Source organism: Caballeronia sp. PC1 (assembly GCF_021353155.1).
GTDB lineage: Bacteria > Pseudomonadota > Gammaproteobacteria > Burkholderiales > Burkholderiaceae > Caballeronia > Caballeronia cordobensis.
Genome location: NZ_JAJUBH010000002.1, coordinates 1,361,215 through 1,387,582 on the forward strand (window position 1 = coordinate 1,361,215; position 26,368 = coordinate 1,387,582).

Annotated in this window: 26 protein-coding genes, 1 tRNA gene and 2 pseudogenes; 10 read left to right on the forward strand and 19 right to left on the reverse strand. The window is 62.3% G+C overall.

Annotated features, from left to right (window positions below):
• Positions 1-213 precede the first annotated feature (213 nt).
• Positions 214-912 carry a response regulator gene (locus LY284_RS22330; protein WP_233388000.1) on the forward strand — a complete coding sequence of 233 codons (699 nt, stop codon included), beginning with the start codon at positions 214-216 and terminating at the stop codon, positions 910-912.
• Here LY284_RS22330 and LY284_RS22335 read toward each other — a convergent pair.
• The 5 genes and pseudogenes from LY284_RS22335 to LY284_RS22355 form a co-directional block, all read right to left on the reverse strand.
• A pseudogene (locus tag LY284_RS22335) lies at positions 856-1,296 on the reverse strand (ShlB/FhaC/HecB family hemolysin secretion/activation protein); the annotation flags it as partial. The gene LY284_RS22330 and the pseudogene LY284_RS22335 overlap by 57 nt on opposite strands.
• 238 nt (positions 1,297-1,534) lie before the next feature.
• Positions 1,535-2,323, reverse strand: coding sequence for an SGNH hydrolase domain-containing protein (locus LY284_RS22340; protein ID WP_233388001.1), 789 nt, complete (start codon positions 2,321-2,323; stop codon positions 1,535-1,537).
• Positions 2,324-2,425: 102 nt separating this feature from the next.
• Positions 2,426-3,292: pseudogene (locus tag LY284_RS22345) on the reverse strand (filamentous hemagglutinin N-terminal domain-containing protein); the annotation flags it as partial.
• Between the two features lie 209 nt (positions 3,293-3,501).
• The gene (locus LY284_RS22350) at positions 3,502-3,648 is read right to left on the reverse strand and encodes a hypothetical protein (protein ID WP_233388002.1); all 147 of its coding nucleotides are present in this window, start codon (positions 3,646-3,648) and stop codon (positions 3,502-3,504) included.
• A 72-nt stretch (positions 3,649-3,720) separates the two neighbouring features.
• Entirely contained in the window at positions 3,721-4,950 is a 1,230-nt protein-coding gene (locus LY284_RS22355) for a DUF2213 domain-containing protein (protein WP_233388003.1), read from the reverse strand.
• 617 nt (positions 4,951-5,567) lie between these two features.
• Between LY284_RS22355 and LY284_RS22360 the strand changes: the two genes are divergently transcribed.
• Together LY284_RS22360 and LY284_RS22365 are read left to right on the forward strand one after the other, a co-directional pair.
• Positions 5,568-5,792 carry a hypothetical protein gene (locus LY284_RS22360; RefSeq protein ID WP_233388004.1) on the forward strand — a complete coding sequence of 75 codons (225 nt, stop codon included), beginning with the start codon at positions 5,568-5,570 and terminating at the stop codon, positions 5,790-5,792.
• 133 nt (positions 5,793-5,925) lie between these two features.
• Positions 5,926-6,639, forward strand: coding sequence for a hypothetical protein (locus LY284_RS22365; RefSeq protein ID WP_233388005.1), 714 nt, complete (start codon positions 5,926-5,928; stop codon positions 6,637-6,639).
• A gap of 40 nt (positions 6,640-6,679) precedes the next feature.
• On the opposite strand, the gene LY284_RS22370 is transcribed toward LY284_RS22365, so the two are convergent.
• Entirely contained in the window at positions 6,680-7,450 is a 771-nt protein-coding gene (locus tag LY284_RS22370) for a phage head morphogenesis protein (protein WP_233388006.1), read from the reverse strand.
• Positions 7,451-7,694: 244 nt separating this feature from the next.
• On the opposite strand from LY284_RS22370, the gene LY284_RS22375 reads away from it, so the two are divergent.
• A complete protein-coding gene (locus LY284_RS22375; RefSeq protein ID WP_233388007.1) occupies positions 7,695-9,032 on the forward strand; it encodes a DUF1996 domain-containing protein in 1,338 nt (445 codons plus the stop codon).
• Between the two features lie 104 nt (positions 9,033-9,136).
• On the opposite strand, the gene LY284_RS38750 is transcribed toward LY284_RS22375, so the two are convergent.
• The 3 genes from LY284_RS38750 to LY284_RS38760 all read right to left on the reverse strand — a co-directional run bounded on the left by LY284_RS38750 (position 9,137) and on the right by LY284_RS38760 (position 10,425).
• Complete coding sequence (locus LY284_RS38750; protein WP_255724377.1) at positions 9,137-9,262, reverse strand: hypothetical protein; 126 nt, start codon at positions 9,260-9,262, stop codon at positions 9,137-9,139.
• Positions 9,263-9,466: 204 nt separating this feature from the next.
• Entirely contained in the window at positions 9,467-9,856 is a 390-nt protein-coding gene (locus tag LY284_RS38755; RefSeq protein ID WP_255724378.1) for an anti-CBASS protein Acb1 family protein, read from the reverse strand.
• The gene (locus LY284_RS38760; RefSeq protein WP_255724379.1) at positions 9,853-10,425 is read right to left on the reverse strand and encodes an anti-CBASS protein Acb1 family protein; all 573 of its coding nucleotides are present in this window, start codon (positions 10,423-10,425) and stop codon (positions 9,853-9,855) included. The genes LY284_RS38755 and LY284_RS38760 overlap by 4 nt, the downstream gene beginning before the upstream one ends.
• 301 nt (positions 10,426-10,726) lie before the next feature.
• Here LY284_RS38760 and LY284_RS22385 point away from each other — a divergent pair, with 301 nt between their 5' ends.
• Both LY284_RS22385 and LY284_RS38765 read left to right on the forward strand, forming a co-directional pair.
• Positions 10,727-10,966, forward strand: coding sequence for a hypothetical protein (locus LY284_RS22385; protein WP_233388008.1), 240 nt, complete (start codon positions 10,727-10,729; stop codon positions 10,964-10,966).
• Positions 10,963-11,097, forward strand: coding sequence for a hypothetical protein (locus LY284_RS38765; RefSeq protein ID WP_255724380.1), 135 nt, complete (start codon positions 10,963-10,965; stop codon positions 11,095-11,097). The genes LY284_RS22385 and LY284_RS38765 overlap by 4 nt, the downstream gene beginning before the upstream one ends.
• A 53-nt stretch (positions 11,098-11,150) precedes the next feature.
• On the opposite strand, the gene LY284_RS22390 is transcribed toward LY284_RS38765, so the two are convergent.
• Positions 11,151-11,714: a hypothetical protein gene (locus LY284_RS22390; RefSeq protein ID WP_233388447.1), complete on the reverse strand. Its 564-nt coding sequence runs from the start codon at positions 11,712-11,714 to the stop codon at positions 11,151-11,153.
• Here LY284_RS22390 and LY284_RS22395 point away from each other — a divergent pair.
• Both LY284_RS22395 and LY284_RS22400 read left to right on the forward strand, forming a co-directional pair.
• Positions 11,629-11,952: an Arm DNA-binding domain-containing protein gene (locus LY284_RS22395; protein ID WP_233388009.1), complete on the forward strand. Its 324-nt coding sequence runs from the start codon at positions 11,629-11,631 to the stop codon at positions 11,950-11,952. The genes LY284_RS22390 and LY284_RS22395 overlap by 86 nt on opposite strands.
• A 628-nt stretch (positions 11,953-12,580) precedes the next feature.
• A complete protein-coding gene (locus LY284_RS22400; RefSeq protein ID WP_233388010.1) occupies positions 12,581-12,880 on the forward strand; it encodes a hypothetical protein in 300 nt (99 codons plus the stop codon).
• Between the two features lie 12 nt (positions 12,881-12,892).
• Here LY284_RS22400 and LY284_RS22405 read toward each other — a convergent pair.
• From LY284_RS22405 to LY284_RS22425, 5 genes are all read right to left on the reverse strand, one after another.
• Positions 12,893-12,969, reverse strand: a tRNA-Ile gene (locus tag LY284_RS22405).
• Between the two features lie 143 nt (positions 12,970-13,112).
• The gene (gene rpoD / locus LY284_RS22410; RefSeq protein ID WP_075644265.1) at positions 13,113-15,170 is read right to left on the reverse strand and encodes an RNA polymerase sigma factor RpoD; all 2,058 of its coding nucleotides are present in this window, start codon (positions 15,168-15,170) and stop codon (positions 13,113-13,115) included.
• A gap of 440 nt (positions 15,171-15,610) precedes the next feature.
• A complete protein-coding gene (dnaG, locus tag LY284_RS22415) occupies positions 15,611-17,494 on the reverse strand; it encodes a DNA primase (RefSeq protein WP_233388011.1) in 1,884 nt (627 codons plus the stop codon).
• A 19-nt stretch (positions 17,495-17,513) separates the two neighbouring features.
• Positions 17,514-17,960 (reverse strand): GatB/YqeY domain-containing protein, encoded by a 447-nt coding sequence (locus tag LY284_RS22420; RefSeq protein ID WP_233388012.1) that lies wholly within the window; start codon positions 17,958-17,960, stop codon positions 17,514-17,516.
• Between the two features lie 209 nt (positions 17,961-18,169).
• A complete protein-coding gene (locus LY284_RS22425; protein ID WP_014251352.1) occupies positions 18,170-19,396 on the reverse strand; it encodes an NAD(P)/FAD-dependent oxidoreductase in 1,227 nt (408 codons plus the stop codon).
• Between the two features lie 76 nt (positions 19,397-19,472).
• Here LY284_RS22425 and tsaD point away from each other — a divergent pair, with 76 nt between their 5' ends.
• The gene (gene tsaD / locus LY284_RS22430; protein ID WP_233388013.1) at positions 19,473-20,501 is read left to right on the forward strand and encodes a tRNA (adenosine(37)-N6)-threonylcarbamoyltransferase complex transferase subunit TsaD; all 1,029 of its coding nucleotides are present in this window, start codon (positions 19,473-19,475) and stop codon (positions 20,499-20,501) included.
• A gap of 3 nt (positions 20,502-20,504) precedes the next feature.
• Here the strand turns inward: tsaD and LY284_RS22435 are convergent, their stop codons facing one another.
• Entirely contained in the window at positions 20,505-21,131 is a 627-nt protein-coding gene (locus LY284_RS22435) for a glutathione S-transferase family protein (RefSeq protein ID WP_233388014.1), read from the reverse strand.
• A gap of 35 nt (positions 21,132-21,166) precedes the next feature.
• Positions 21,167-22,390 carry an MFS transporter gene (locus LY284_RS22440; RefSeq protein WP_233388015.1) on the reverse strand — a complete coding sequence of 408 codons (1,224 nt, stop codon included), beginning with the start codon at positions 22,388-22,390 and terminating at the stop codon, positions 21,167-21,169.
• 101 nt (positions 22,391-22,491) lie between these two features.
• On the opposite strand from LY284_RS22440, the gene LY284_RS22445 reads away from it, so the two are divergent.
• Complete coding sequence (locus tag LY284_RS22445; protein ID WP_233388016.1) at positions 22,492-23,409, forward strand: LysR substrate-binding domain-containing protein; 918 nt, start codon at positions 22,492-22,494, stop codon at positions 23,407-23,409.
• Between the two features lie 6 nt (positions 23,410-23,415).
• On the opposite strand, the gene folE2 is transcribed toward LY284_RS22445, so the two are convergent.
• Positions 23,416-24,222 (reverse strand): GTP cyclohydrolase FolE2, encoded by an 807-nt coding sequence (gene folE2 / locus LY284_RS22450; RefSeq protein WP_014251357.1) that lies wholly within the window; start codon positions 24,220-24,222, stop codon positions 23,416-23,418.
• Between the two features lie 150 nt (positions 24,223-24,372).
• Positions 24,373-26,289, reverse strand: coding sequence for a 1-deoxy-D-xylulose-5-phosphate synthase (gene dxs / locus LY284_RS22455; RefSeq protein ID WP_233388017.1), 1,917 nt, complete (start codon positions 26,287-26,289; stop codon positions 24,373-24,375).
• Positions 26,290-26,368 lie beyond the last annotated feature (79 nt).

Sequence of the window (26,368 nt, forward strand, 5' to 3'; positions counted from 1 at the left end):
GAAGGCCGTCGAAGTACTGATCCATGCCCACCGGGATACCCGGTCCCGCTGTCCTCGCGCACGCGATGGTATGGCGTTGCGTCGACGCCACCTACTAGAAAAGTCCGAGACACATCGGGCTGTCAACCCGGTTGCCAGCTTATAAACGATCGTTCTATACTGTATAAATAAACAGTACTTGATGTTTGGGCCACAGCCTGGGAGAGAACCGTTTTGCGAAATTTCATCCGCCTTGCCATTGCCGACAGTTGCACATTCACCACGCACGGACTGAAGGCCTGGTTCGAGATGCATTCACCATACCGTGTCAGCATCACCACTCCATCGATCGACCGACTTCGCTCAATGCTCACCTGCGTGCAATGCGATCTGATCATCACAGAACTACCCATGCGCGAAGGTACGCTCGAGCCTGATCCTCTCAAGCCTTTGCGGGAACTGAGACGGCGATATCCCGAACTGCCGTTCATCGTTTTCACCGCTGAGACCGACGCGCCCACATTGGTCAGTGCACTGCTCGTCGGCGCCGCCGCGATCGTAAGCAAAGGCGATGGAATCGACGAACTAATGCGCGTCTGCGAACGAGTTCGGCAGGGTGAGCGAGGCGTGTTTTCTCGCAAGATCGAAGAACTCGGTGGATACGCGTTCGGCGCTTCACCGAATCCGCCCATCGCGCGGGTGGACTCGCATCAGCAGCGCATTCCGGCGATCAGTATGCGTGTGCGGAACTTCGATATGAGCCTCGCGTGCACAACAGAAAGTAGTCGCAAGACCGTACCGATGAGAGATCCTTCATCCGCAGAACCGGAGGGCCAGCGCTACGTCCGATCCTTGCCGATCGCCAAGCTTCTGTTCTTAAAGCTGCGCCGTCACCTGAAAGCCCACCGTCACGCGAGACGTCGGAAATCCTGACGCTATGTAGATGAGCGTGCCGGCGAACAGCTCGTAACTCGCGACGACGTACGTCGACGGCAGACCGCCACGCATGCCCACGAGCTGCGTGCCCGCCAGAAACGCGGTGTTCGGCCCGAACACGTGTGCGTAGGCGATGCCGGCAACCTTGCCGATCGGCTGCAGTTCGTTGCGCAAATAGAAGCCGCGTTCGGCCGCCAGCACTTGCTCGCCATCGAAACCGCACACCGTGTAGCGGTTGCCGATGGTCAAATCGTCGAGGTAGTACAGTGTGTCGTTTGTATTCTGAACGTAGAAGGTCGTCACATAGCACAGCGCCTGATCAGCCACGGAGAATAGCACTGACAGATTCGCATCGAGCACGACCATCTTGTATCTATATGATAGCGCGGACGACTGGTGTAGCGATAATCGCCGCGCGCTGTTGTGCGTCGCGCGGCTGCTGGACCTGTTGCTGCTGTTCGGCGTTCGTGCGAGCCGCGTTTGCGACGTCCGATGGAGTCACATGGGCTGCCGTCGCGGAGAGCATCGGCATAGTGCCCAGCCAGACACAGGAGCAGCCGCGAAGCAGCGCGCATGCCATTCGGACTGCTCAATACGCCCTGAACGCTCTAGGTAATGCTTATCGTGATGCATGCGCTTCAATGTGGGAGAGTTCTGGCAGAAGTTGTGCGGCAATCAGACCGTTAGCCGCATCGGATATGTGATCGCCGTAGCTATAGAGATATTTCCCGTTCCGGGCGATCGGACAGGTGCCTTGGGAAACATCGCAAAGGATCGGGGTCGGGTCCAATACAAGCAGATCGGGGTTCCCGGCCTGAAGCCTGGACACTATCGCGCGGTAAGCCACAGTAGCGTTCTGGTGTGCGCGATAAGTGATCGTGCAACGCTCAGATTCGACACTAGACTTCTGCAGCGAGAGCAAAGCACGGACAGACTTCAATCCCGACAATCTGCGATCCATGCATTCACGAGGGTCGGGTGAAGTTGGATTGTTGATGACAAGGACTACTTTCTTTCCAGCCTGCTTCAATGAGGCGATCGAGCGATCAATTCCATTGAAGTCTCCATCCAGGTCCAAGGCTTTTGTTGTGCTGTCGGTAAAGCTCGGACCGATGAGATCACGTGCTGCCACGGCCAGCACCACGACGTGCAGGTCCCGGTCGCCGACGATAGTCTTGAGCGCGACACGGTTCGCGTTTTCGCACAGTTCGGGATCGTCTTTCGCCGCAAGGTCAAATTGGTCCACGCCGGTCAAAGGCGCGCAACTTGCACGCCCAATCAGCGCCCAACGTCGGTCGGCAGTCGAGGCACGAACGAGTCCCCCAATACAGCGAGTCCGCTCTACTGTCGCCCCATACAACCGCGCGCGGCTTTTCCCGTTGATCCTCGGCGCAAAAATTGAAGACATGCTGACTTGCTGAAGGAACACCGCATTCCGATTTAGTGAGCTCGTGTCCCGCACCAAGGGAAGCGGTGTTTACATCCGCTGTCGCGCTATAGCCCTTGCGAAATACATACCGCCCAATTGACTCACGTCAATGGCGAGCGCTGGCGCTGCGCCATTGCCCGCAATCGGTGTCACACTCAACAAATCGTGGTCCACGTTATTTGCGCCCGCGACCGCGTTGAGATTGTTGGCGTAGACAGCAGCATTGACCTGAATCGCACGCGCGAGCAGATCGACCTGATCCACATTGGATGCGTTCAGTCCCGCGCCTTGAATAGCGATGGTGCCGCCATTCACCGTGAAGCCTGCGAGACTGCCGTTCGGTCCATAGTTCGGCGTGCCGGTGGTCAAAATCGCGCGCGACGTATTGATGAAGCCGCCACCGTTCACGATCAACCCGTTGGCGTTCGCAATGACGACCTCAGTACGAGGCCCGGCGACCTCAAGAAGTCCGTTGAGCTGCGAGGGCGCATTGCTGAGCACCTGATTGACGATGATGCGCGCCGAGTTGCCGGGTTGTAAATTTTGGTTGCCGTTTATATAGCCGGCTTGCTGCGTTTGAACAATGGTTGGCGAATTGTTCAAAATCGCGCCCTGGCGCTGAACGTCAAACTGTGAAAATGTATTGACGGAAACGCCCGCACTCGACGGTCTTGCCACATTCACCTGATTCAGACCATTCTGAGTCTGAATAACCTGAGCACCCGATCCCGGCGCCGCGACGATCTGTGCATAGCCCACCATCGAAACCGAACCCAGCAGCAACATCGCCGCTAAGGCCATCAGTCGAAGCTGCGGCACGCGCGCTTCATAGGCCGGCGCGCCAGACGTGGCACGTTCGCCGCCACTGTGCGAGGACGCGAACTCGGCCACTGCACACAGCATTCCCCGAAGCTTGCTCATCACAAGCCGATGACAGTTTTTATTCATTGTTTTGGGTGAAAATTTGAGAGCGGAACAGCGATTAGCAGTACCGAAACATCGCGGGATTATCAAACAACAGAAGATTGCGTAATAGTGAGAAATTTCTGAAATCTAATCACTTTGCGTCGATCGCCCTTGGGCGCGAAACGCTGCATCTGTCGTCGTCACCGCCGATGCGCCCGACTATGGTTGCTCGCGCTCTTCTGCGGTCGGTATCACCAAGCTCGCGCAACTCGATGACGCCTTCGCGCGCGCTGTCGAACGCGACGGTCGCGCCCTTCGAGCACGGTATCGTTCACCGTGTCGTGATCGACGATGACACGGATCGGCGCGTCGCCGAGATTGTCGATCTTCGCTTTCATGGGACACCTTGGGGTCGCGGTGAGTGCTGCGGGGAAAAGAGGTGCGGATGCGGGGTCGCCCCGCTCGCGCGCTCACGTAGCTGGATGCCGCCGCCATGCCCGCCGATATCGCTGAGGGTATTGTGGCCACCCTCGATTTGGACGAAGGTGCAGGCACCCAACGCAAGTAGCGCGAGCAGCACGCAGAACAATCGCTTGCGCATAATCAGATTCGCCAGCGAGTGAGTTACGCGACTTTCGTGAGCGCCACGCCCGCGCAGCATCAGCGGCGTTTGCGTGGTCGCGCCGAGCAGAAGTCGTTCCAGTTGGCCTGTTCAGAATCGCAATGGGGGCGACTAGCAGATTGAGCAGGACCGCGCGCATTGCGAGAGTGCGCAGGTCGCGAGCTTCGGCTTCAGCGACGCGAGAATTGATTCCTTGCCGGCAAGCCAGTTCGCCCGCGTGAGGCCCGCGAGCACCGGGTTCAGGCCCGAGGCCAGCGCCGGGGCGGAACGCCGCCAGCGCCCCATGCACGAACTCGCCACGGCGCGTGAGTTTCGGAACAGTGCTTGCCATGATGGTCCTCTTCAGCGCTGAATCGCCCGGTTTTGAATCACCCGGTTTGGCATCCCCTACAGCGACATCCGGTCCGGCTCTACCCGCACGCACCAGCGCAACGTGATTGCCGCGGATATCACGCATCACGCCGTCGTAAGGCTCGCCTTCGAACATGCCCGGCGTCATGTCAGCGCGGTAGTAGTACGCCGACGAGATCTCGCGGCGCGTGTCGTCCTCGACGCCGCGAATCGCCTTGGCATCCCACACAACGAGATTGTTGCGCAGATTCGGCGTGTCGAACACCGCATCGCTGCCTGTGCTGCCGACCACGATCTCTTTCTTCGGCGACGCGACGGACACCTGAATGTGCTCGCGGCCCGTCTCGTCGAACGCGTCGACCAGCGGGATGCGGTTGAAGGTCGGCGCGGCGCGTGCAAGTTCGTCAGGATCGCGCAGCAGCCGGTAGGTACGCTGCGCATCCAGTCCAAGCGATTCGCGATCGGGGACTTCGCCGCCGAGGTAAGGGCATACGTTGGCCTTGCTGATGGGCGTGATGGTGACGTGCAGGGCCGTCGTGATCGTAGGTGCGAACCGAGGCGCAGTTGAAGGCGAGACAGCGCAGATCGCTGGAAATGGAAGCCATTCCGACCCTCCGTTGCTCTTTTCTCTGCGCGCTTGCGAGACGTCGTCGTTACATACGTGCGTTTCGCGAAAATAGTCAAGAAGCAACATATACAACGGAATCGCTATCAATGGGTTGATCACCGTCTGACATACCGTTCGCCTACGCAAGGCTCCATCTTGAATTAGAGATGCAAGATTGCGCGACAAATTATCTCAATTGCATCGCTCCCTCCTCTAGAATGCGCGCTGCAATTCTGCTCAAGCCGTCTAATGTCGGGATGTCCGCTTTAAGGGATCCTCAAGTCACATGACATTTCAACGATCCATGTCTATTACGCTCTCAATCGTCGCCGCGTGCGCCGCGATTGCAGCATGTCTGAACGTCTCGCTCATCTCTGCGATCGAGAACTGCGCGTCGTGTCAACTTACCGCCTTCTGGCGAATCGGCACAGCTACCGTAGGAGGATTTCTGCTCGCCCGCTTCATAGTCGGGACGCCTGACGCCCTGCGTGGACCAACGGCGCCAACAATCAGCGCAAGAGGCGTGATCGCAAACGTTGGAACTGTTCATTTTCAAGTGGGCGGTAAGAGCAGCTTCTTTTCTTTCATGCGCGGAGCGCAGTTGCTAGGCATGATCGTATGCCTAGCCTCCCAGTTCGTAATCTTCCACGCTCCCTTAGCCGAAAAAAGCGACGGGCATAACAAGACTCAATCAATTAAATCACATTCCAATCGTGTTACCACGTGAAAGAATTTCAATGACTCTCGATACCCCGCCGACCATGAAGCACCAGTTAGCGTATGTCGGCCTCTTATTCGTCTCGCTCGCCGCGATTGGCATAGCACTCTACGCATTGATCGCGTCCTTTCGCTACTTCGACATCGATGTCGCTTTCTGGTATTACTTCGGTGGTTTCGTCTTCGTCGCATTGTTGGGCCTGCTGGGACTCGAGTTATCGACCGCCCGCATCAAGACTATGTGACGGCGCATCAACGACCGGCTTCAATACGGAAGCCCAACGGCAATGAAAGCGGGCGATGCTGTCGTGCCCGCGACTGAGCTCGCCTGGGCAAGGACCAGACTTCCCTCAAACTCACTCTGCACGCGGAAAGCACATGTTAGATCAGAAGGCAGGCTCGGTTATTCGAGAGGAGGACGTTCTCGACGTACATAGGATCGTTGATGCGCTTACTACACGCACACGTAGAATGCGGGATGAAACGCCGGCGGAACAGTGGTTCAAGAAGGCTGGATCAATCCTCGTAGAACATTCCATAGCGATATTGGTCGCGTTGCTCGTTCTCATCCTGCTTAGTTCGGTGTTCCAGAAGGACCGTTTGCGTGATGCTCTGTTCGTCGTCGCACTGTTGGCGGCATGTCTTATCCTAGCCGCTTCATTTATCGGAATTGGCGGTGCAATCCCGTTCTTCAACCGCCTCCGCAAGACACCGTTCGCCCCGCTGCTCTCATCGGTAAGGGATGCGTCGTTGCTCGACCTGCCATTAGTCAGCCAACTGCTACGATGCGATCACGAAGCCGTGCGCTTCGTCCTCGCTCAGTATGCCCATGAGCGGCGTGCATTTGAACGGCGTGGCGGAATGTTTGCCGGAGCATTGGATAAGATCGGCTTTTTCCCCGCTATCGCTGCGTTCGTCGGCGTTGCAGCCACCCTTTGGGCGCATGAAGAGTTCCCACTTGCTCGTGCGCTCGTTTTCCTCGTCCCCGCATTCTATTTGATGAACTTCTGGGCGTGGGGCCTGATGCAGGAAATGGACCGAACCATCGCAATGCTCGAATTTTGCGTGAACAAGTTCGACCGTAAGGAGTGAGCCACTTAGTCACGCATCGAGCCCCAGAATGACCGACCGACTAACGCACCGGCAGTTCGGCTCGCGCCCCGGCCACGTCCACACGCCGTCGAGACAAACCCCTTCGCTGATCTTGTAGCGCTTGCCATCCGCAGCGAGGTGCGAAGCATCGCAGATGCTTGCCGCCGTGACTACGCAGCCAGATCGCCTCGGTAATGCCAAGCCCTTCCTGCCGCACGCACACCACCGTCGCGGTCGCCTTGCTGTTCTGGTCGCGCGCGATGAGCGCCGCCCGATGGCGCGTGAAACCGTAGCGTTCCTGCAGTTGATTCGTCAAATCACCGAGCGCCTGACCAGGCTGCACGCGGCGCATCACGATTCCTTCGGCATCCGCCAGAGGCTCGGCCGCGATCGAACGAATCAGTACGACGTTCGCGCCAATGGTCGCCTGCGGCGCGTCGTTGGCCTCGCGCGTGAGCCGAAAATCGACCACGAAACCCGCGCGCTTAAGCGACGACTGGAACGCGCCATCGGCGCGCCCCATCGCACTGTCGGCGAACCTTTGCGCCAGCGCCAGCGCGATTTCGTCAAAGCGCCGCTGCCAGCGCCGCGAAAGCTTCGCTATCGTTCGACGAAGCACGCGTGCAGGGCTGGCGTCCTGCGCCAATTCGGATTCGTTCGCGCGCCAGCACGCCCGCAGCCAGTAGACGAGGCTCGTGTGCATTAGATCGACAAGACGCGTGAGCCGCCGCCGGAACGCCGCCTCGAAGCCCTGATTCGGACGCACCGGTACGAGCGTCACCGGCTTCGCGCTCGGCGCATCTCCGTTCATGACTGTCGTTCACTACGCGGGCTGGAACTTCAACTCGGCGCTGCCCGCCGTGCGCGCGGCAGCACTGTAATAACACGATATGTCCCGCATGCCGCCTCCCCGTGCCGCGGAATTCAGTCGTGCTTGATAGCGATTTCGCTCGATCGGGATAACATATTAGAGTCGGCCTTTGTATGCTACTTGCTCGATCGCTGATGTGATGACCACATCGGCTTAATAGACGCTCACCGTTCCAGGAACGCCAGTGAAGAATAAGATTGTTTCGACTCTGCTCCTGTTCGCGGCGTACCTGATAACAGCATATTCACCAGCAGCGTTCGCCGGCGGCCAGTTCAACGCAAAATGTACCTACTCGCATTCACTTCCCGACGACTCAATCGTGCATTACGGCCAGCCCGGCCAGGCGATGATGCATGACTTTTTCGGCAACACGAAAACCGATGCATATAGCGATTACAGCACGCTACTCACCAATAAGGTGACGACCTGCGACAGTACGTCGGACATATCCGCTTACTGGGTGCCGCAACTAAAACGCGCGTCGGGCATTGTGCAGCCCGACTTCGCGAAGACCTACTACAAGAACGATCAACCCGTCGTTTCACTCTCGCCCATTCCCGCGGGGCTGCAAATGCTGGCGGGAGATCACATGTCGAACAGCCCGAAGCCCCAGATCAACTATCTGTGCCGGGGCGGCGGCTACACGACGATTGCGCCGACAAACTGCCCCGTGGTAACGGACGCAAGCGGCACCTATTCACAACTCGACATCTCCGTGCACTTCCCCGACTGCTGGGACGGCGTGCATCTGAAGCCTGATTTTGCCAATCAGATTATCAACATGGCGTATCGGCAGTTGGATGGTACGTGTCCCGCAAGTTACCCGATCAAAATTCCCGAGTTGCAGGTGAACGTTCAGTATTCGCTTGGACAAAACCCGGATCTTTCGACGGCTCAGCTTTCCATGGACCCGATGCTGACGAATGGTACATGGATGCCGATGTGGGGTTCGCTGTACACGGCGCACGCCGACTTCATCAATGGATGGAAGATCGATAGCATGCAGTACGCGATCGATAAATGCTCGAATGCAAACGTCGCCTGCGACAATCAAATTCCGACCTTCTATGCGCCAGCCATTGGAGATGCGTGGATGAACTCCACGGGTGTGACCACTACCACCGGTCCGACGCCTCAGGTGGGCCCTGGTGACATCATCTTCCTGAAGTTTTCGACGCCCTCCAACACGAGCGACTATCCCTGGAGCAAGGCGTTCCTGCAAACGCAGGGGCAAAACGTCACGGACACAAGTGCGATCATGCTCAATCTTTATGCTGCGGCGTCGGGCTGGAACGAAAGCTCGCCGTTGCCACAAGCGGTCGACTGTTCGACGCAGTCGGTTGGTGGTATCTACCTCGACAACGCCAACATTCGCCGACTCAACGACGTGACGAACTATGTCAAGAGCGCCATCGCGTCGGGCGCTCAGACGATCGGCATCTGCGTGCGGAACGCAACAGGGCGTACCGTTGTGTTCTCCTCAAAAGACGGCGTGTTCGCTCCCGCGCTGTTCATGAGGTAATTATTCTCACCCTGCGGGGGACCGATGTCTGCGGACTGGCGTCCCGCGTTGTCTCCTGCGCCAATCCGGGTTTCTTTGCGCGATAGTTCGGCGCATCGACTTTGCTACGCGTGCTGGAACGTCAGTTCCGCCCCGCCCACCGTGCTCAGTTGTTCCAGCGGCGACTCGGGCGCGGCCTCGCTCAGATCCAGCGACGCATACGGACCGCCTTCCTGCGCGGCCAGTCGCACACGCGCCTCGTCCGGGCTAATGACACCCGCGTTGATCAGTTCGATGTCGGTGTCGGCTTCGACTTTGCGCCTATTGGCGAGCTGCTCTTCCGACAGCGCCTATAGCTGCACATAGCTGAAGCCGATGTCCGCGTCGATCTCGCCGAATAGCGACAGTTGGATCACGTTCAAGAGGCGCGATGAACAGCGCTTCCTGCTGCGCCTCTATCCACGCGTAAAAGGTGCGCAGCTGGCCCTCGCTGGTCGCGTCAGCCCCGAGGGCGTGATGCCTAACAGCACGATCAGCGGGATGCCGGTGACCGCCGCCATGTGTTCCTGCGATTGCGCCTGCAGACGATCGAGACTGCCCAGCGGCGCCGACAGGTTGGCGAAATCCTCGGTGTCGCGATCGATCATCATCAGATGCCGGTTGTCGCGCGCTTGATTCAACAGCACCGCGCGCCGCAGCATCTGCTCGGCCCCTTCCGCGTTGAGCACCGCTGCAAGGTTGGTCTTGAGCACCATTATGCTGAACGAGTGCAGCAGATCGGACACGCTCTGGCGCGTGCGCAGCCAGTTATCGACGTAGGGCTTGGCGATCTGCGACAGGCTCAAGCCCCCGAACGCATACGCGGCTTGAGCAAATCCGGCAGCGGGCGCGATACGAAGGTCGCAGCCGGTTCGCATGCACCTGCCGGTTCATTACGAACCACGTCTGCGGTTGATAGAAACCGCTGCGCAGTGGATCGGAGATCGGCTCGGATCACGCGTAGGCCCTTCAGGCTGCCGAGGCCGATCTTGGCGCGGCTGTCCGCCAGCAGCGTGATCAACTCTTCGGGGCGGTTATCGCCCATGTCGAGGAACAGCTGCGCGCGTCCGAAGAAGCCGTCCTGCTCGGCGACCTTGCGAAACGCCGCCTGTACACCCAGGCGCTTCATCTCGGTGTCGATCGCCGCGATCTTCTCGCTCTTGTCGTCGTCAACCGTGCCATGTAGCTGGATCCACTTGCGCGTCATTTCCTTCGCCAGAATCTCGGCGGGCCGCCGGTATTCGGGGCGCCAGGTGAGTTCGTCGAGGTAAGGATAACCAAGAAACCCAAGCCCTTCGGCGAAAAGGCCACCCAGCGCCCAGCGGAAGTTTGCATCGCACGCCGAATCGCACGCGAGATTCGCATCCTGCGCCATGACGCCGGGCGCGCCTGCGGCAGCGTGAACGCCTGCACGCGTGGCGCCGGCGCACCGAGCACGCCGAGCGCCCCGTCGTGAATTTGGCAGATATCAAGGTGTCTTGCTGCTTCCGGCTCGCTCTGGCCACCCGGTGCAGCCGTTTGCGCAGTCATGCGGATCGAGGTGCGACCAAGCCAGTGCGCAACGAGTTTCAGCACAATCTGATGGGCGGTGATGCAAGCAAGTCGCTACCTTCAAATGACGCCATCGCGGTCAAACGCCGTCAGCAGGCATCCAACAAGATTTGCAGGAGATCTTTGTGTATCTGACCCACGAGCAGCGTCACTCGCTCACGATTGCCGCGTCTACTGCGCGCGCCAACGACAGAATTCAGGCCATCGATGCTGCGGCCGAGCAACTGCGCCGAGAAAGCCCCGGTGCATTTCATACGGACGATTCGCTGCACGAGCGCGTGTTCGTCCATCAGCCAAGCCCCGCGTTACCGTGCAAGGCGTTTCATCACCCCTTTCCTCGAGAGCGAGCAACGAGCGGCGTGTGATCGGCGACGCGAAGGCTCGCGCGCGATTCCTGCGGTCGGGCCGCGATACCGCCGCGAGCGCCGCGTCCGAGATCCGCATCGGCCGCCGGGGGATCAGCAGCGCGAAGGCGCGCGACAGCGCATCGACCTGATCGTCGTGCGAACCGAACGGAAAACCGCGTAGCTCGGCCACCAGCGCCGCGTTTCAGTCGCCGCCCACCAGTATCACGTTGCCGACGTTGACCTGCGCGGCGAAAGGCTCGGCGCGCGTGACCTTGTCGCCCGTTTCCGGGCTGCTCACCACCCAGTATCCGGCCAGCGCGCGCGTCAGATGCAGCACCTGCGTCCGACCCGCCTGGCCCGGATCTTGAGTCACGCCCACGCGTGTGCTCACGCTATCCATCTGGGCCGTGGCGGCGATCACCGCGTCGCGCCGGTCCAGTCCCCAGCGCCCGCGCGACATGTCGCCGATCACGTAGCGCCCATCCGCGAGGCGCCCCAGCTTCGCCCCTGCGGTCCAGTCGCCCTCGCCTTCGACGCTGGCCAGATCCAAGCCGCGCACCCAGTCGATGTAAGTGCTCGGCACAATATCGACCGTCACCAGCTTCTCGGGCTTGAACAAGTCGCCCTCGGGCGGCACCGGCATCTGCTGGTAGCCGACTGGGCCGCCTCGCGTTACGCCCATGATCGGGAGCGAGCCCGTGTTGCCCACGCCCGCGAACATCAAGTACGCGAATCGGCTGATCGCCGAGATTCGCGCGCGTATCAAGACCGGCGCGCTCCGTATGACCGATTACTTTCCCGACACAGAACTCGCGCCGGCGCAGGAATCGTCGACCGAGCGACCGCCAACGAAAGCACCGAAAACCATCAAGGTAGCGAACGCCACGCATGATCGCGCTGCATCACCCGACGCGCCGTTGCGAGATCCCTCGCCTGCGCCTGCGAAACGGCGAGCAACGAAAACAGCGACCGAACTCACCGTCGAAGCGTGGCTCACGCAGTAGCTCGACATGACCCGAATCGAGGCGTCCACCGCATCGGCTACGACGCCGCCGTCAAGTTCTGGACGCGCTCATTGTGTGACCAGCGCAACCGCTCGATGGGTGCGCTGCCCCTTGCGTCCCTTAAGCTCTCGCACGTCCGCTCCGCCATCGCCAGCCGCCCGGGAGCTCTCGGGCAAGAAGACGATCCACAACTATGTCTCGGTGCTGCGCATGGCGCTGGCCGCCGCGGTCGCCGATGAGCTGATGCCGACCAACGTCGCCGAGGCCGTCGCCCCGCGCCAAGCATCAGCGCCGGCCCACCGATCCGTTCTCGCGCGAGGAGTTGGAATCGATCATCACGGAAGCCGCCTTGCGCGATCCCCAGATCCGCGACTACATCGAACTCTGGTTCTGGTCGTGAATGCGCCCCTCCGAGATCAACGGACTGGAATGGCGCTGCGTGGATTTCAAGGAAGGCACGATCGCGATCGAGCGTGTGCTGGTGGCGGGGTAAGAAAGGAACCGCACCAAAACGGCCGAAGCCCGCCTAGTGCGCCTAGTGCGCCTGAATAGCCGCTCGCTCGCGGCTCAGCAACGCCAACGCGCCTTCACGCAGGATGCCGGCGGACGGTGTTTCAGGACCCCCGATATGAACTGCCGTGACGCAGCGAAGAAGCGTTTCAGCGCGTGTTCTGGCCCAGTCTGCTCAAGCGGCTCGGTATGCGCTACCGTCGTCCCAGACACGTACGCAACAGCGATGCTGATGGCGGGCATGACGCCGGCGTTCTACGCGAAGCAGCTTGGCCACAGCATCGAGATGTTCTTGCGAATCTACTCGCGCTGGATTGACGGCGCACAAAACGATATCGAGATGGTGCGACTTGAGATTGCGTTATTGACCCCGAAAAGCCCCAGCGAGGATCGACGGACGTGCAACCAATTGATGTAATTAGGAAAACTATGGTGGGCCGGGTGGGACTCGAACCCACTATCGGTCGATTATGAGTCGACAGCTTATACCAATTAAGCTTCCGGCCCTGCGAGGAACAAAAGGAAGAAAAAGACCAAAACCACAAAAAGAAAGCGCCCCTATCGGCGCTTTCTGTCACATCCGAACATCGCGCGGGCGTCTATCGAAGGGTAGCGAGTTTGCCTCACAACGCCTCTCAAAACAAGTCCCGTCAGTTGCCCTCGAGGAACGACTTCAGCTTGTCCGACCGGCTCGGATGACGCAGCTTGCGCAATGCCTTCGCCTCGATCTGCCGGATCCGCTCGCGCGTCACGTCGAACTGCTTGCCGACCTCTTCCAGCGTGTGATCGGTGCTCATCTCGATGCCGAACCGCATACGCAGCACCTTCGCCTCGCGCGGCGTCAGCGAATCGAGCACGTCCTTCACCACATCGCGCATCGATGCATGCAGCGCGGCATCGGAAGGCGCCACCGTGTTCGTATCCTCGATGAAATCGCCGAGATGCGAATCGTCGTCGTCGCCGATCGGCGTTTCCATGGAGATCGGCTCCTTCGCGATCTTCATGATCTTGCGGATCTTGTCCTCGGGCATCTCCATCTTTTCGGCGAGCGTCGCCGGATCCGGCTCGAGGCCGGTTTCCTGCAGAATCTGCCGCGAGATGCGGTTCATCTTGTTGATCGTCTCGATCATGTGAACCGGAATGCGAATGGTGCGCGCCTGGTCCGCGATCGAGCGCGTGATGGCCTGGCGGATCCACCACGTGGCGTAAGTCGAAAACTTGTAGCCGCGACGATATTCGAACTTGTCCACCGCCTTCATCAGGCCGATGTTGCCTTCCTGAATGAGATCGAGGAACTGCAATCCGCGGTTCGTGTACTTCTTCGCGATGGAAATCACGAGACGCAGATTCGCCTCGGTCATTTCGCGCTTCGCCTGACGCGCCTTCAACTCGCCCGCCGCCATCTGACGGTTGGTTTCCTTCAGATCCTTCAGCGGCAACACGACGCGCGCCTGCAAGTCCAGCAGCCGCTGCTGCTGCTCGCGGATCGCCGGAATGTTGCGCTCCAGCACCGCGCTGTACTCATGGCCTTCGGCGACGACTTTGTCGGCCCATTCGAGATCCGTCTCGCTGCCCGGGAAACGCGTGATGAACTCCGCGCGCGGCATGCCGCACTTGTCGACGACCGTATGCAGAATCTGACGCTCGACCTGACGCACTTCGTCCACCTGAGCGCGCAACGTGTCGCACAGGCGCTCGACGGTGCGCGCCGTGAAGCGGATGTTCATCAGCTCGGTCTGAATGGCTTCCTGCGCCTTCAGATACGCCTTCGACTTGTAGCCTTCCTTCTCGTAGGCGCGGCGCATCTTTTCGAACCATTCGCTGATGAGGGCGAATTTCTCGAGCGACTGGAGTTTCAGCGCTTCGAGCTGAGCGGCGTTGGCGCTGGCCTGCGCGCTCCCGTCGTCCTCTTCTTCCTCTTCCTCGTCGCCTTCTTCCTCGGTTTCTTCCTCTTCCGATTCGATAGCCTCGGCTTCCTGCTCGGAGAAACCGTCGGTGTCCTGGGCGTTCGGATCGATCAGGCCGTCGACGAGTTCGTCGACGCGCACTTCCTCGTTCTGGACCCGCTCGGCCATCGCCAGAATGTCGGCGATGGTCGTCGGGCACGCGGAGATCGCCATGACCATGTGCTTCAGGCCATCTTCGATGCGCTTTGCGATCTCGATCTCGCCCTCGCGCGTCAGCAGTTCGACCGTGCCCATCTCGCGCATGTACATGCGTACGGGGTCGGTCGTGCGGCCGAACTCGGAATCGACGGTGGAGAGCGCGACTTCGGCCTCTTCCTCGACTTCGTCGTCGGAAGAAGCGTTGGGCGCGTTGTCGTTCAGAAGGAGCGTTTCGGCATCGGGCGCCTGTTCGTACACCGCCACGCCCATGTCATTGAACGTGCTGATGATGCCTTCGATCGCCTCGGTTTCCGTGAAGTTGTCCGGCAGGTGATCGTTGATCTCGCCATAAGTGAGAAAGCCGCGCTCCTTGCCGAGCTTGATGAGCGCGCGCAACTTGCCGCGCCTCTCCTCGAGTTCCTCGACGGTGCCGGGCGCGCTCGACGAGAACGCGTCCTTCAGCAGCGCTTTTTCTTTCGCACGGCGATCGCGGGCCCTGGCCTTTTCGACTTTTGCCGCGGGAGCGGCGCCAGACTCTGCGTTTTGCATTGCGTCGTCTTCGACGGATACATCGTTCAGCTTTTTCGTCATGGAGTTCGCCATACCGGCTCTAGTCTCGACTCGCGGCTGCTGGACAACAGCCGATGGAACCGTGAATACCCAATACGCGCACGCTGCATCGTCCTGCGTGCCCTGCCCGGGGCGCCATCGCGGATCGAACGAGTGTGAATCGTCTCTTCGCCCTACCCTCAATAGCAGCCGCTTCCCTTACGCCCGTCTGTTCGTCGGCGTGCCCAGCTGGCCCTTTCGCGTGAAATATGCGGCGCGCACCACGTAACCGCTCGCACACTCCGCAATCTCACCCAGCCGGCAAAGCCACCGCCCTTATCGTTCCGCCTCTCGTTACGCCTACCGCGACACACCCTCGAATGTTCTTTGCGAGCAGCTAGACGCCTGCTAAACATCCACAGCCAAAAGCTAGCAAAAAACACCGAAATAGTTGACAAAAAGCAACTCGTCTTGAACTGCCGATTATAGCATTCTCACCCAGCCGCATCCGCGCTCGCGCCCCGTCCCGCCTTGATCTGCGCGACTTTCGCCGAGAGCTCCGAGAACTCCGCGACCTCTTCCGCGGACAGGCTCGACTGCCGCGCCAGTTGATCGAGCCGCGCCCGGTAACTGTCATGACGCAATTTGACGACCGTCGCCTGCAATTCCTCGGCGAGCAGGCGCCTCTGTTCCTCGACCCGCTGCGCCGCACCCTCGTCCGACGGGTCGCGCATCAGCAAATCGCGAACGTTTTCATCATAGGCGAGAATTTCCTGGAAGATATCTTCGTACGTGGGCGCATTTGCTGCATTTCTCAAGACGTCCGAGAGCATCTGGAATTCAGCCTCGCCGCCAAGCTCGCGCGCGTGGCCGATCACTTCGCTGAAAAGCTCGCCATGCTCGGTCATCGTCACGAGGGTGCGCTCGCTGTCCTGATCGAGCGAACCCGCGATGCCCGGGTACATCACCAGATTGCGCAGCGCGCGTTGCTCCTGGCCCGTCACGCGGCGGCGCTCGCTCTTCGGCACGTTCGCGCGCGCGACAGCCGCCGCACGGGAATCGATGTCGCACAGCGCGGCGATCTCGGTGAACGGCGTGTCGAGCCGGTCCGCGAGCATATGCAGGATCTGCACCCGCAGCGCGTTCGCGGGCAGCGCCTGAAGCAGCGGTTTCGCGTCGAAAAGCGCCTTCGCGCGTCCTTCGGGCTGATCCAGCTCCTTGTCGTTCAGCACCTCGTTCAACAAGAATTGCGACAGCGGCATGGCGCGATCGACCTGCTCGCCGAATCCGTCGGTGCCGAATTCGCGCACGTAGCTGTCCGGATCGTGCTCCTTCGGCAGGAACAGGAACTTGACCGTGCGATTGTCCGCCGCGTGCGGCAGCGCGGCTTCGAGCGCACGGCGCGCGGCGCGTCGGCCGGCGGAATCGCCGTCGAAGCTGAAAACCACGGTATCCGTCTGACGAAAGAGCTTTTGCACATGAACTGGCGTGCAAGCCGTGCCAAGCGTCGCCACGGCGTTGGCAAAGCCGAGTTGCGCGAGCGCGACGACATCCATATAGCCTTCGACGACGAGCACGTAGCCCAGTTCGCGAATCGCGAGCCGCGCCTCGAACAGCCCGTACAGTTCGCTGCCCTTGCTGAAGAGCGGCGTCTCCGGCGAGTTCAGATATTTGGGCTCGCCGCCGTCGAGCACGCGCCCGCCAAAGCCGATCACGTTGCCCTTCACGTTGCGGATCGGGAACATCACGCGTTCGCGGAAGCGGTCGTAGCGCCGCGCCTGACCTTGCGAATCGGTTTTCTCGCTGACGATCACGAGCCCGGATTCCACGAGATTTTCATCGCGATAATCGGAAAACGCGGCTTCGAGATTCTGCCAGCCGTCCGGTGCGTAACCGAGCCCGAAGCGCGCGGCGACCTCGCCGGTCAGTCCGCGCTTTTTCAGATAAGCGATGGCGTTCGGCGCGCCGCGCAGCTGCTTGCGGTAGAAATCACACGCGGTCTGCATCACGTCCGTGAGCGCGACGCTGACCGCCTTGCTCGGGGCGTAATCGCCGCCGCTGCCGCCGCCGCGATTGAACGATGAGGGTTCCTGCGGCACCGTCAGGCCCGCGCCCTGCGCGAGATCCTTCACGGCCTCCGGAAACGTGAGGCCGGTGTGCTCCATCAGAAAGCCGATCGCGGTGCCGTGCGCGCCGCAACCGAAGCAGTGATAGAACTGCTTGGTCGGGCTGACCGTGAACGACGGACTCTTCTCGTTGTGAAACGGGCAAAGCCCCATGAAATTCGCGCCGCCCTTTTTCAACTGGACGTAGCGGCCCACCACGTCGACGATATCGACGCGGTTGAGCAGGTCCTGCAGGAATGCGTGCGGGATCACCGTCAGTCGGCTGCGGAGGTTACTTGGCGAGCGCGGCCTTCACCTGCGCGGAGACGGCGGTCATGTCGGCCTTGCCGGCGAGCTTCGGCTTGAGCACGCCCATCACCTTGCCCATGTCCTGCGGGCCGGCGGCGCCCGTCGCGGCGACGGCCGCCTGAACCTCGGCGGCGATCGCATCGGCGGAAAGCTGTTGGGGCATGTACGCCGCCAACACGGCCAGTTCCGCTTTTTCCTTGTCGGCGAGATCGGTGCGGCCCGCCGCTTCGAACTGGCTGATCGAATCCTTGCGCTGCTTGATCATCTTGTCGATGACGCCGGTGATGGCCGCGTCGTCGAGCGTGACGCGATCGTCGACTTCACGCTGCTTGATGGCCGCGAGCAGCAGGCGAATCGTGCCGAGGCGCTCGGTTTCCTTCGCGCGCATGGCCGTTTTCATGTCGTCGTTGATCTGGTCTTTGAGGCTCATCGTTCACCCGGTGCAATTGCGAAAGTTTGATTCCGGCGAGGCGCGCGACCCACCCGCGAAAGCAAAAACCCGCTTGGGAACGCCTCCTCAAGCGGGATTTAGCAGGCCGTTTTCGAGCGCTAGCCGGAAGCGGAGAGAATCCTCCGATGACCGTCCGAGTATAGCAAACGGGTCCGCATTTCGAGACTCGCCAAAACCCCGTGCCGCGCTTACGCGGCCGTCGCCGCGCCGCGCGCGAACTCGGCCGCGGCCTTGCCCGCCGCGACGCCCGACGCCCACGCCCACTGAAAGTTGTAGCCGCCGAGCCAGCCGGTGACATCGACCGCCTCGCCGATGAAATAGAGGCCCGCCACGCGCTCGCTCATCATCGTCGCGGACGAAAGCTCGCGCGTATCCACCCCGCCGCGCGTGACTTCCGCCTTGCGATACCCCTCGGTGCCGCTCGGCGTGAGCGTCCAGTCCGACAGCGACGCGCCGATCGCCTTGAGCGTGCGGTCGGGCAGATCGGCGAGGCGCGCATCGACGGATACTTGCCGCGCTTCGAGCCACGCGTGCGCGAGCCGCGCCGGCACGTGCTCGGCCAGGAAATTGCCGATCTGTTTTTTCGAGCCGGCTTTCGCTTCGATGAGCATGCCGGTGGCGTCGAGGTCGGGAAGCAGATCGACGTGAATCGGCTCTGACGTGTTCCAGTAGCTCGAAATCTGCAGCACGCCGGGGCCGGAGACGCCGCGATGCGTGAGCAGCAGATCCTCGTCGAACTCGCCGCGCGTCTTGCCTTTGCCCGTACCGATACGCACTGGCAGCGAAAGCCCCGACAACGCCGCGAACGGCGCCCAGTCCGCCGACGTGAACGTGAGCGGCACGAGCGCCGGACGCGTCTCGACGAGCGTGTGGCCGAACTGCTTCGCAACGCGATAGCCGAAGTCCGTCGCGCCGATCTTCGGAATGGAGAGGCCGCCCGTCGCGATCACGAGCGCCGCCGCGCCGATCGCGCCCGCGGTCGTGTCGAGCGCGAAACGCGCGCCGTCGTGACGAATCTCGTGCACGCTCACCGGACGCCGCCAAGTGACGCCGCCCGCATCGCACTCGCTTTTCAGCACGTCGATGACGGTCTCGCTGGAGTCGTCGCAAAAAAGTTGGCCCTTGTGCTTCTCGTGCCATTTCACGCGGTATTGCTTGAGCAGCGCGAGAAAATCGCGCGGCGTATAGCGCGCGAGCGCGGAGCGGCAGAAATGCGGATTCGCCGACAGGAAATTGCCCGGCTGCGCATTGATGTTCGTGAAGTTGCAGCGCCCGCCGCCGGAGATGCGGATTTTCTCGGCGAGGCGCTCGGCGTGGTCGATGAGCACGACGCGGCGGCCGGACTGAGCGGCCACGGCCGCGCACATCATGCCCGCCGCGCCCGCGCCGATGACGGCAATATCGAAAGATTCCATGGCGCGCATTTTACCTTCGGCACGCCCATCCCCGCCCGCTGCTATACTTTTTTGTTCCCTCTAACGCATTGAATCCATGCTCGTTCTCGGCATCGAAAGCTCCTGCGACGAAACCGGCCTCGCCCTCTACGACACCGAGCGCGGGCTGCTTTCGCACGCCCTTCACTCGCAGATCGCGATGCATCGCGAATACGGCGGCGTGGTGCCGGAGCTGGCCTCGCGCGATCACATCCGCCGGGCGCTGCCGCTGCTCGAAGAAGTGCTGACGAAGTCCGGTGCGCAGCGCGCCGACATCGACGCCATCGCGTTCACGCAGGGACCGGGGCTCGCGGGCGCGCTGCTGGTCGGTGCGAGCATTGCCAATGCGCTCGCGATGGCCTGGAACAAGCCCACGGTCGGCATCCATCATCTCGAAGGGCATCTGCTGTCGCCGCTGCTCGTCGATGCGCCTCCGCCGTTTCCGTTCGTCGCGCTCCTCGTGTCGGGCGGACACACGCAACTGATGCGCGTGACCGATGTCGGCGTCTACGAGACGCTGGGCGAAACCCTCGACGACGCCGCCGGCGAAGCCTTCGACAAGACCGCGAAACTGCTCGGCCTCGGCTATCCGGGCGGGCCGGAAGTCTCGCGGCTCGCGGAATTCGGCACGCCGGGCGCGGTCGCGCTGCCGCGTCCGATGCTGCATTCGGGCGATCTCGACTTCAGCTTCAGCGGCCTCAAGACGGCCGTGCTCACGCAAAGCCGCAAGCTCGGCAACAACGTCTGCGAACAGGCGAAGGCCGATCTCGCGCGCGGTTTCGTCGATGCGGCCGTGGACGTGCTCGTCGCGAAATCGCTGGCCGCGCTGAAGAAGACGGGGCTGAAGCGGCTCGTCGTGGCGGGCGGCGTCGGCGCGAACCGGCAGTTGCGCGAGGCGCTGTCGGCGGCGGCGAAAAAGCGCCGCTTCGACGTGCATTACCCCGATCTCTCCCTGTGCACCGACAACGGCGCGATGATCGCGCTCGCGGGCGCGCTGCGACTCTCGCGCTGGCCGGACCAGGCTGTGCGCGACTACGCGTTCACCGTGAAGCCGCGTTGGGATCTGACGTCGCTCGCGCGCGCCTGATTTTTATCTTGGCGGGTTGAGCGGCTGCGCGATCGCCCTGAACACCGGCAGCCCTTCGCAGCGGTCGCTATGGCCGATGAGCGTCGGCCAGCGCGTCGGCGAAAAAATCTCCGGATGCGCCTCGCGCGCGAAACGCAACGCGCAGGCCACCGCGATATCCGCGTGACCGATCGCGTCGCCGAACCAGTAAGGCGTCGCGCGCGCGGCGCGGTCCGCCTCCAGCGCGTTGAGCACGCGCTCGACCTGACCCGTGCAGCGATCGAGCCACGACTGCGATTTCTCCTTGTGCAGCACGCGTTCGTAGAGGAGCGCGACGGCCTTGTCGGCGAAACCCGTCGCGAGCGCGCACACCTTCAGCGCCTGACGCCGCTCCGGCCCGCTTGACGCGATCATCGCGCGCGCATCGCCCGCTTGTTCGTCGAGGTAATCGAGGATCATCGTGCTCTCGATGAGCGCGTCGCCCGAATCGAGCACGAGCGTCGGCACGCGGCAGAGCGGGTTGTAGGGCGCGATCTTGGCGGCGTCGCTGAATGCCGACCACGGGCGATGCTCGTATTGCATGTCGTAGAGCGTCAGCGCGATCGCGACGCGCCGCACGAACGGGGAATCGTATTGGCCGATGAGAATCAAGGTGCGCTCCGCGTGGTCGTGTCCAGACGGCCAGTTTAAGGTCGCGCGGGGCGCGGGAACAACCACCACGCAAACGAAGCGCACACGCCCGCGCCCAGCCACACGCTCGTCCATGAGCCAGCCGCGAGCGCATGCGGGATGACGAGCGGCGTCACGAAGAAGCCCGCGTACACGGCCGTATTCGCCATGCCGAGCGCGGTGCCGGCGCGTTGTGTGCCCGCGAGCGTCGCCAGTTCCGTGTACGCGACGCCGTGCCATGCCGAGGCGCAGATGCCCGCGAAAACGAGCAGCACCGCCAGCAGCACCGGCGCATGCGCGACGCCCAGCGCGACTGCCGCTGCCAGCACGACGAACGATGCCGACGCCACCCCCACCGATACCCGCAGGTACGCACGCCGGTTGCCATGCCGATCCGTGTGACGGCCGCTCCAGACGCGCATCGCCATCGCGCCGAGCTGAATCGCGCCCATCGTCGCGCTGATGGCCGTCACGCCGAAACGGCCCGCATCGTGCAGGAACACGGTCGCGAAGGTCAGCACCGCGAATTGCGGCACGCACAAAATGCCGATGCCCAGCACGACGCGCCACACCAGCAGGTTCGCGAGCGGCGCGGTGTCCCGTTGCGGCGCCGCGCGATGCGTGGCATGCGGCGGCTCGTGCAGCCAGCGCCACGCGAACGCGCCGGACACCGCGCACATCGCCGCAAGCGCGCCGAATACCGCCGCGAAACCGTGCGACGACGCGAGCCACGGCAGCAACGCCGCGCCGATGCCGCCGCCGAGCGGCACCGCTGTCTGCCGGATGCTCATCGCGAGGCCGCGCTCGCCTTCGGCGAACCACGCCATCACCGCGCGCCCGCTCGATCCGTTCACGCTGCCGCCGAGCAGCCCCAATACGCACATCGCGAAGACGAGCCAGCCGAGCGTCGCCGACGCCGGCACGGCGAAAAGACTCATCGCGACAAGCACGGCGGCGGTCGAAAGCAGACCGGTCAGCAGCACCGGACGATCGCCCAGGCGATCCGTCAGAACGCCCCACGGCAATTCGGACAACGCGACGCCCAAGCCCAGCGCGCCGAGCACGAGCCCGAGCTCGCCGTTGCTCAGGTGATAGCCGCCGCGCAGCCAGACGGCCGTGGTCGGAATGCCCGCCGCCGCGGCCGAGAAGCTCGCGTTGGCCGCCACGCCGACGCCGAGCACTTTCCAGCGATGCGCGTCACCGAACGCGCGAACATCGTTGACGAGAGAGGTAGCCATCATTCAGTCCGTTTCGAGATTGACTGCGCCAGTTTGCAGGCTTAGCATCGTCCTGAAAATCGCAAAGTTCCGCAGCGACCATTCAGAAAATCCGGACGATTATCATGAGCCAAACAACTTTCGATCTCGCGGTATTGCGCAGCTTCGTGACGGGCATGGATCTGGGCAGCTTCGCGAAGGCCGCCGATCGTGTCGGCCGCTCGACGTCGGCGGTGAGCGCCCAGTTGCGCAAGCTCGAAGAACAGGCGGGTGCGGCGCTCTTTCGCAAATCGGGGCGCGGGCTCGCGCTCACCGACGCGGGCGAGGTGATGCTCGTCTATGCGCGGCGTCTCGTCGATTTGAACGACGAAGCGGCGGCGGCGATTCACGGCGTCGATCTGGAGGGCTGGATTCGCCTCGGCTTGCAGGAGGATTTCGGCGAAGTGGTGTTGCCGGACGTGCTCGGCCGCTTCGCGCGCGCGCATCCGAGGGTGCGCATCGAAGCGCGCGTCGGGCGCAATACGGAGCTTCTGGAGCGCATCGATTCCGGGCAACTCGATCTGGCGCTCGCCTGGGGCGCCACGAGCGTCACCGGCGAAAGCAACGCCGCGATGATCGCCGAGCCGATCGCCGAGCCGCGCATGCGCTGGATCGCGTCATCGGCGGTGCCGTGGCACTTCGACGCCGACGAGCCTTTGCCGCTCATCGCGTTCGATCGTCCGTGTCTCTTTCACAGCGCGGCCGCGGCGGCGCTGGACCGCGCGGGCATCAAGTGGCGCGTGGCGTTCACGAGCCCGAGCCTGTCGGGATTATGGGCGGCGGCCGCGGCGGGCCTGGGGGTGACGGTGCGCACGAGCTACGGATTGCCCTCGACGGTGCGCGCGATCGACGCCGGCGAATGCGGCTTGCCCACGTTGCCTTCGATTCCGCTCGCGTTGCATCGCGCAGCGGGGAACGCGTCGCCGCCGGTCGAGCGGCTGGCGTCGCTGGTCGTCGCTTCGGTGCGGGAAGCGCACGTTTCGTCGGAAATGGCGCTCGCCTGAAAAGACTTACGCGTCGCGGCGCTTGTCCCGCTCGATCACCGCATACGCGCTGTGATTGTGAATCGACTCGAAGTTCTCCGCTTCGAGCACATACGCGACGATGCGCTCGTCCGCGTTCAGGCGCGTCGCGACATCGCGCACGAGGTCTTCGACGAACTTCGGATTCTCATACGCGCGCTCGGTGACGAACTTTTCGTCGGGGCGCTTCAGCAGCCCCCACAGCTCGCACGATGCCTCTTCTTCCGCGATACGAATCAGGTCCTCGACCGCGATCTCGTCCGAGACTTCGGCCCTGATCGTCACGTGCGAGCGCTGGTTATGCGCGCCGTACTGCGAGATTTTCTTCGAGCACGGACACAGGCTCGTCACCGGCACGAGCACTTGCATCGACATGCGCGTTTCGCCGTCGCGCCGCTCCGCGATGAACGTCACTTCGTAGTCCAGCAGACTTTGCACGCCGGAAACGGGCGCCGTCTTCATCACGAAATACGGCAGCGTGACTTCGATTCTCCCCGAATGCGCTTCGAGCTTCGAAAGCATCACGGCGAGCAATCCGCGCAGCGCGTGCTGGTCGAGCGGATGGCGATTCTCCTCCAGCAGCGCGACGAAGCGCGACATGTGCGTGCCCTTCTGATCGGCGGGCAGATGCACATCGAGATTCCATACGCCGACGCTCGGCTTCACGCCGCTTTGCGTCACCACCGACAACGGATGCCGCACGCCTTTCACGCCAACGCGCTGAATCGCGATCTGGCGCGTGTCGGGCGTGCTCTGAACGTCGGGCATCACGAAGGCGGGATTCATCTGATTCATTTGTTTTGTCCTTATGCGCCGCGCGTCCAAGGATGAGAAGACGCGAGCGGATCGAAACGTTGAAGCGCACACGGCGCGGAGGGAAGTCCGCGCCGTGTGCCAAAGCGTTGATGCACGGCGCGCCCCGAGCGCGCCGTTCGAAGCGATGCGTCAGGCGACGCGCTTCGTCAGCTTGCCTGCGTGCGCGCTTTCGACGGCATCGATAAAGCGCTCGCGAATCGAACGGACGATGCCGGCCGCGTCGAGCCCGACGCCAGCGAGCAGCTTGCCGGGATCGCCGTGATCGATGAAGACGTCGGGCAAACCGAGTTGCAGCACGGGCTTGATGACGCCGCTCGCAAGCAGCGCCTCGACGCACGCGGAGCCCGCGCCGCCCATGATCGAGCCTTCTTCGATCGTCACGATGGCGTCGTGCGTCGCGGCGAGTTCGCGCAGCAGATCGGCGTCGACCGGCTTCACAAAGCGCATGTTGGCGACGGTCAAATCTAGTTCGCCCGCTGCTGCGAGCGACGGCGCGACCATCGTGCCGAACGCGCAAATGGCGATGCGCTTGCCCGAGCCGAGCTTCTGCGACGACTCGCGGCGGATTTCGCCCTTGCCGACGGGAATCGCGGTCATCTGCTTGACGGTGGCGACGCCCGTGCCCGCGCCGCGCGGATAGCGCACGGCCGTCGGATTCGACTGCTGCAGCGCCGTGTAGAGCATCTGGCGGCACTCGTTTTCGTCCGACGCGGCCATCACCGTCATGTTCGGGATGCAGCGCAGGAACGCGAGATCGTAATTGCCCGCGTGCGTCGCACCATCTGCGCCGACGAGACCGGCGCGGTCGATCGCGAACACGACCGGCAGGTTCTGCAACGCGACGTCGTGAATCAACTGGTCATACGCGCGTTGCAGGAAGGTCGAATAAATGGCGACGACGGGCTTCATGCCATCCGCAGCCAGCCCGCCCGCGAAGGTCACTGCGTGCTGCTCGGCGATGCCGACGTCGAAGTAACGATCCGGGAAGCGCTTTTCGAACTCCACCATGCCGGAGCCTTCGCGCATCGCCGGCGTGATGCCGACCACGCGCGAGTCGAGCGCCGCGGCGTCGCACAGCCATTCACCGAACACTTGCGTGTAGGTTTTCTTCGACGGGGTGGCAGCGGGCTTGATGCCTTCGGCCGGATTGAACTTGCCGGGACCGTGATAGAGCACCGGATCGGCTTCCGCGAGCTTGTAGCCCTGGCCCTTCTTCGTGACGACGTGCAGGAATTGCGGGCCGCGCAGTTCTTTGATGTTTTGCAGCGTCGGGATCAGCGAGTCGAGATCGTGACCGTCGATCGGCCCGATGTAGTTGAAGCCGAACTCTTCGAAGAGCGTTGCCGGCACGATCATGCCCTTCGCGTGCTCTTCGAGCTTGCGGGCGAGGTCGAGCACCGGCGGCGCGTGGCGCAGCACGCGCTCGACGCCCGCGCGCGCGGCGGCGTAGAAACGGCCCGACATCAGGCGTGCGAGATGGCGATTCAGCGCGCCCACCGGCGGCGAGATCGACATGTCGTTGTCGTTCAGGATCACGAGCAGCGGCACGTCGTCGGCGACGCCCGCGTTGTTCATCGCCTCGAAGGCCATGCCCGCGGTCATCGCGCCGTCGCCGATCACGGCGATCGAGAAGCGGTTGTCGCCCTGCAGCTTGTTGGCGATCGCCATGCCGAGCGCCGCCGAAATCGACGTGCTCGAATGCGCGGTGCCGAACGTGTCGTATTCGGATTCCGTGCGGCGCGGGAAGCCGGAAATACCGCCCAGCTGGCGCAGGCCCGGCATCTGTTCGCGTCGGCCGGTGAGGATCTTGTGCGGATACGTCTGATGGCCGACATCCCAGACGATGCGGTCATTAGGCGTATCGAACACATAGTGCAACGCGATCGTCAGTTCCACCGTGCCCAGATTGGACGACAGATGGCCACCCGTCTGCGACACGCTGTCGAGCACGTAGGCTCGCAGCTCGTCGGCCAGCGGTTGCAGTTGGCGGCGATCGAGGGCGCGCAAATCGGCCGGATCGTCGATGGTTTTCAGCAAGTCGTACATCGTCGTCCCATTTTAGGAAAACTGGCGTGATTCGTTCGGCGCAATTGTTTCGATTCGTACTTTCGCGCCGTGGGCTTCG

Coding starts and splice junctions, on each gene's coding strand:
- LY284_RS22360 (WP_233388004.1), top strand. CDS start 5,568: ATGACTCTCGATACCCCGCCGACCATGAAGCACCAGTTAGCGTATGTC.
- tsaD (WP_233388013.1), top strand. CDS start 19,473: ATGCTCGTTCTCGGCATCGAAAGCTCCTGCGACGAAACCGGCCTCGCC.
- rpoD (WP_075644265.1), bottom strand. CDS start 15,170: ATGGCGAACTCCATGACGAAAAAGCTGAACGATGTATCCGTCGAAGAC.
- dxs (WP_233388017.1), bottom strand. CDS start 26,289: ATGTACGACTTGCTGAAAACCATCGACGATCCGGCCGATTTGCGCGCC.
- LY284_RS38760 (WP_255724379.1), bottom strand. CDS start 10,425: ATGGCGCAGGATGCGAATCTCGCGTGCGATTCGGCGTGCGATGCAAAC.
- LY284_RS22340 (WP_233388001.1), bottom strand. CDS start 2,323: ATGTCTTCAATTTTTGCGCCGAGGATCAACGGGAAAAGCCGCGCGCGG.
- LY284_RS22425 (WP_014251352.1), bottom strand. CDS start 19,396: ATGGAATCTTTCGATATTGCCGTCATCGGCGCGGGCGCGGCGGGCATG.
- LY284_RS22350 (WP_233388002.1), bottom strand. CDS start 3,648: ATGAAAGCGAAGATCGACAATCTCGGCGACGCGCCGATCCGTGTCATC.
- LY284_RS22440 (WP_233388015.1), bottom strand. CDS start 22,390: ATGATGGCTACCTCTCTCGTCAACGATGTTCGCGCGTTCGGTGACGCG.
- LY284_RS22365 (WP_233388005.1), top strand. CDS start 5,926: ATGTTAGATCAGAAGGCAGGCTCGGTTATTCGAGAGGAGGACGTTCTC.
- LY284_RS22395 (WP_233388009.1), top strand. CDS start 11,629: ATGATCGGGAGCGAGCCCGTGTTGCCCACGCCCGCGAACATCAAGTAC.
- LY284_RS22420 (WP_233388012.1), bottom strand. CDS start 17,960: ATGAGCCTCAAAGACCAGATCAACGACGACATGAAAACGGCCATGCGC.
- LY284_RS22400 (WP_233388010.1), top strand. CDS start 12,581: ATGAACTGCCGTGACGCAGCGAAGAAGCGTTTCAGCGCGTGTTCTGGC.
- folE2 (WP_014251357.1), bottom strand. CDS start 24,222: ATGAATCAGATGAATCCCGCCTTCGTGATGCCCGACGTTCAGAGCACG.
- LY284_RS22370 (WP_233388006.1), bottom strand. CDS start 7,450: ATGAACGGAGATGCGCCGAGCGCGAAGCCGGTGACGCTCGTACCGGTG.
- LY284_RS22445 (WP_233388016.1), top strand. CDS start 22,492: ATGAGCCAAACAACTTTCGATCTCGCGGTATTGCGCAGCTTCGTGACG.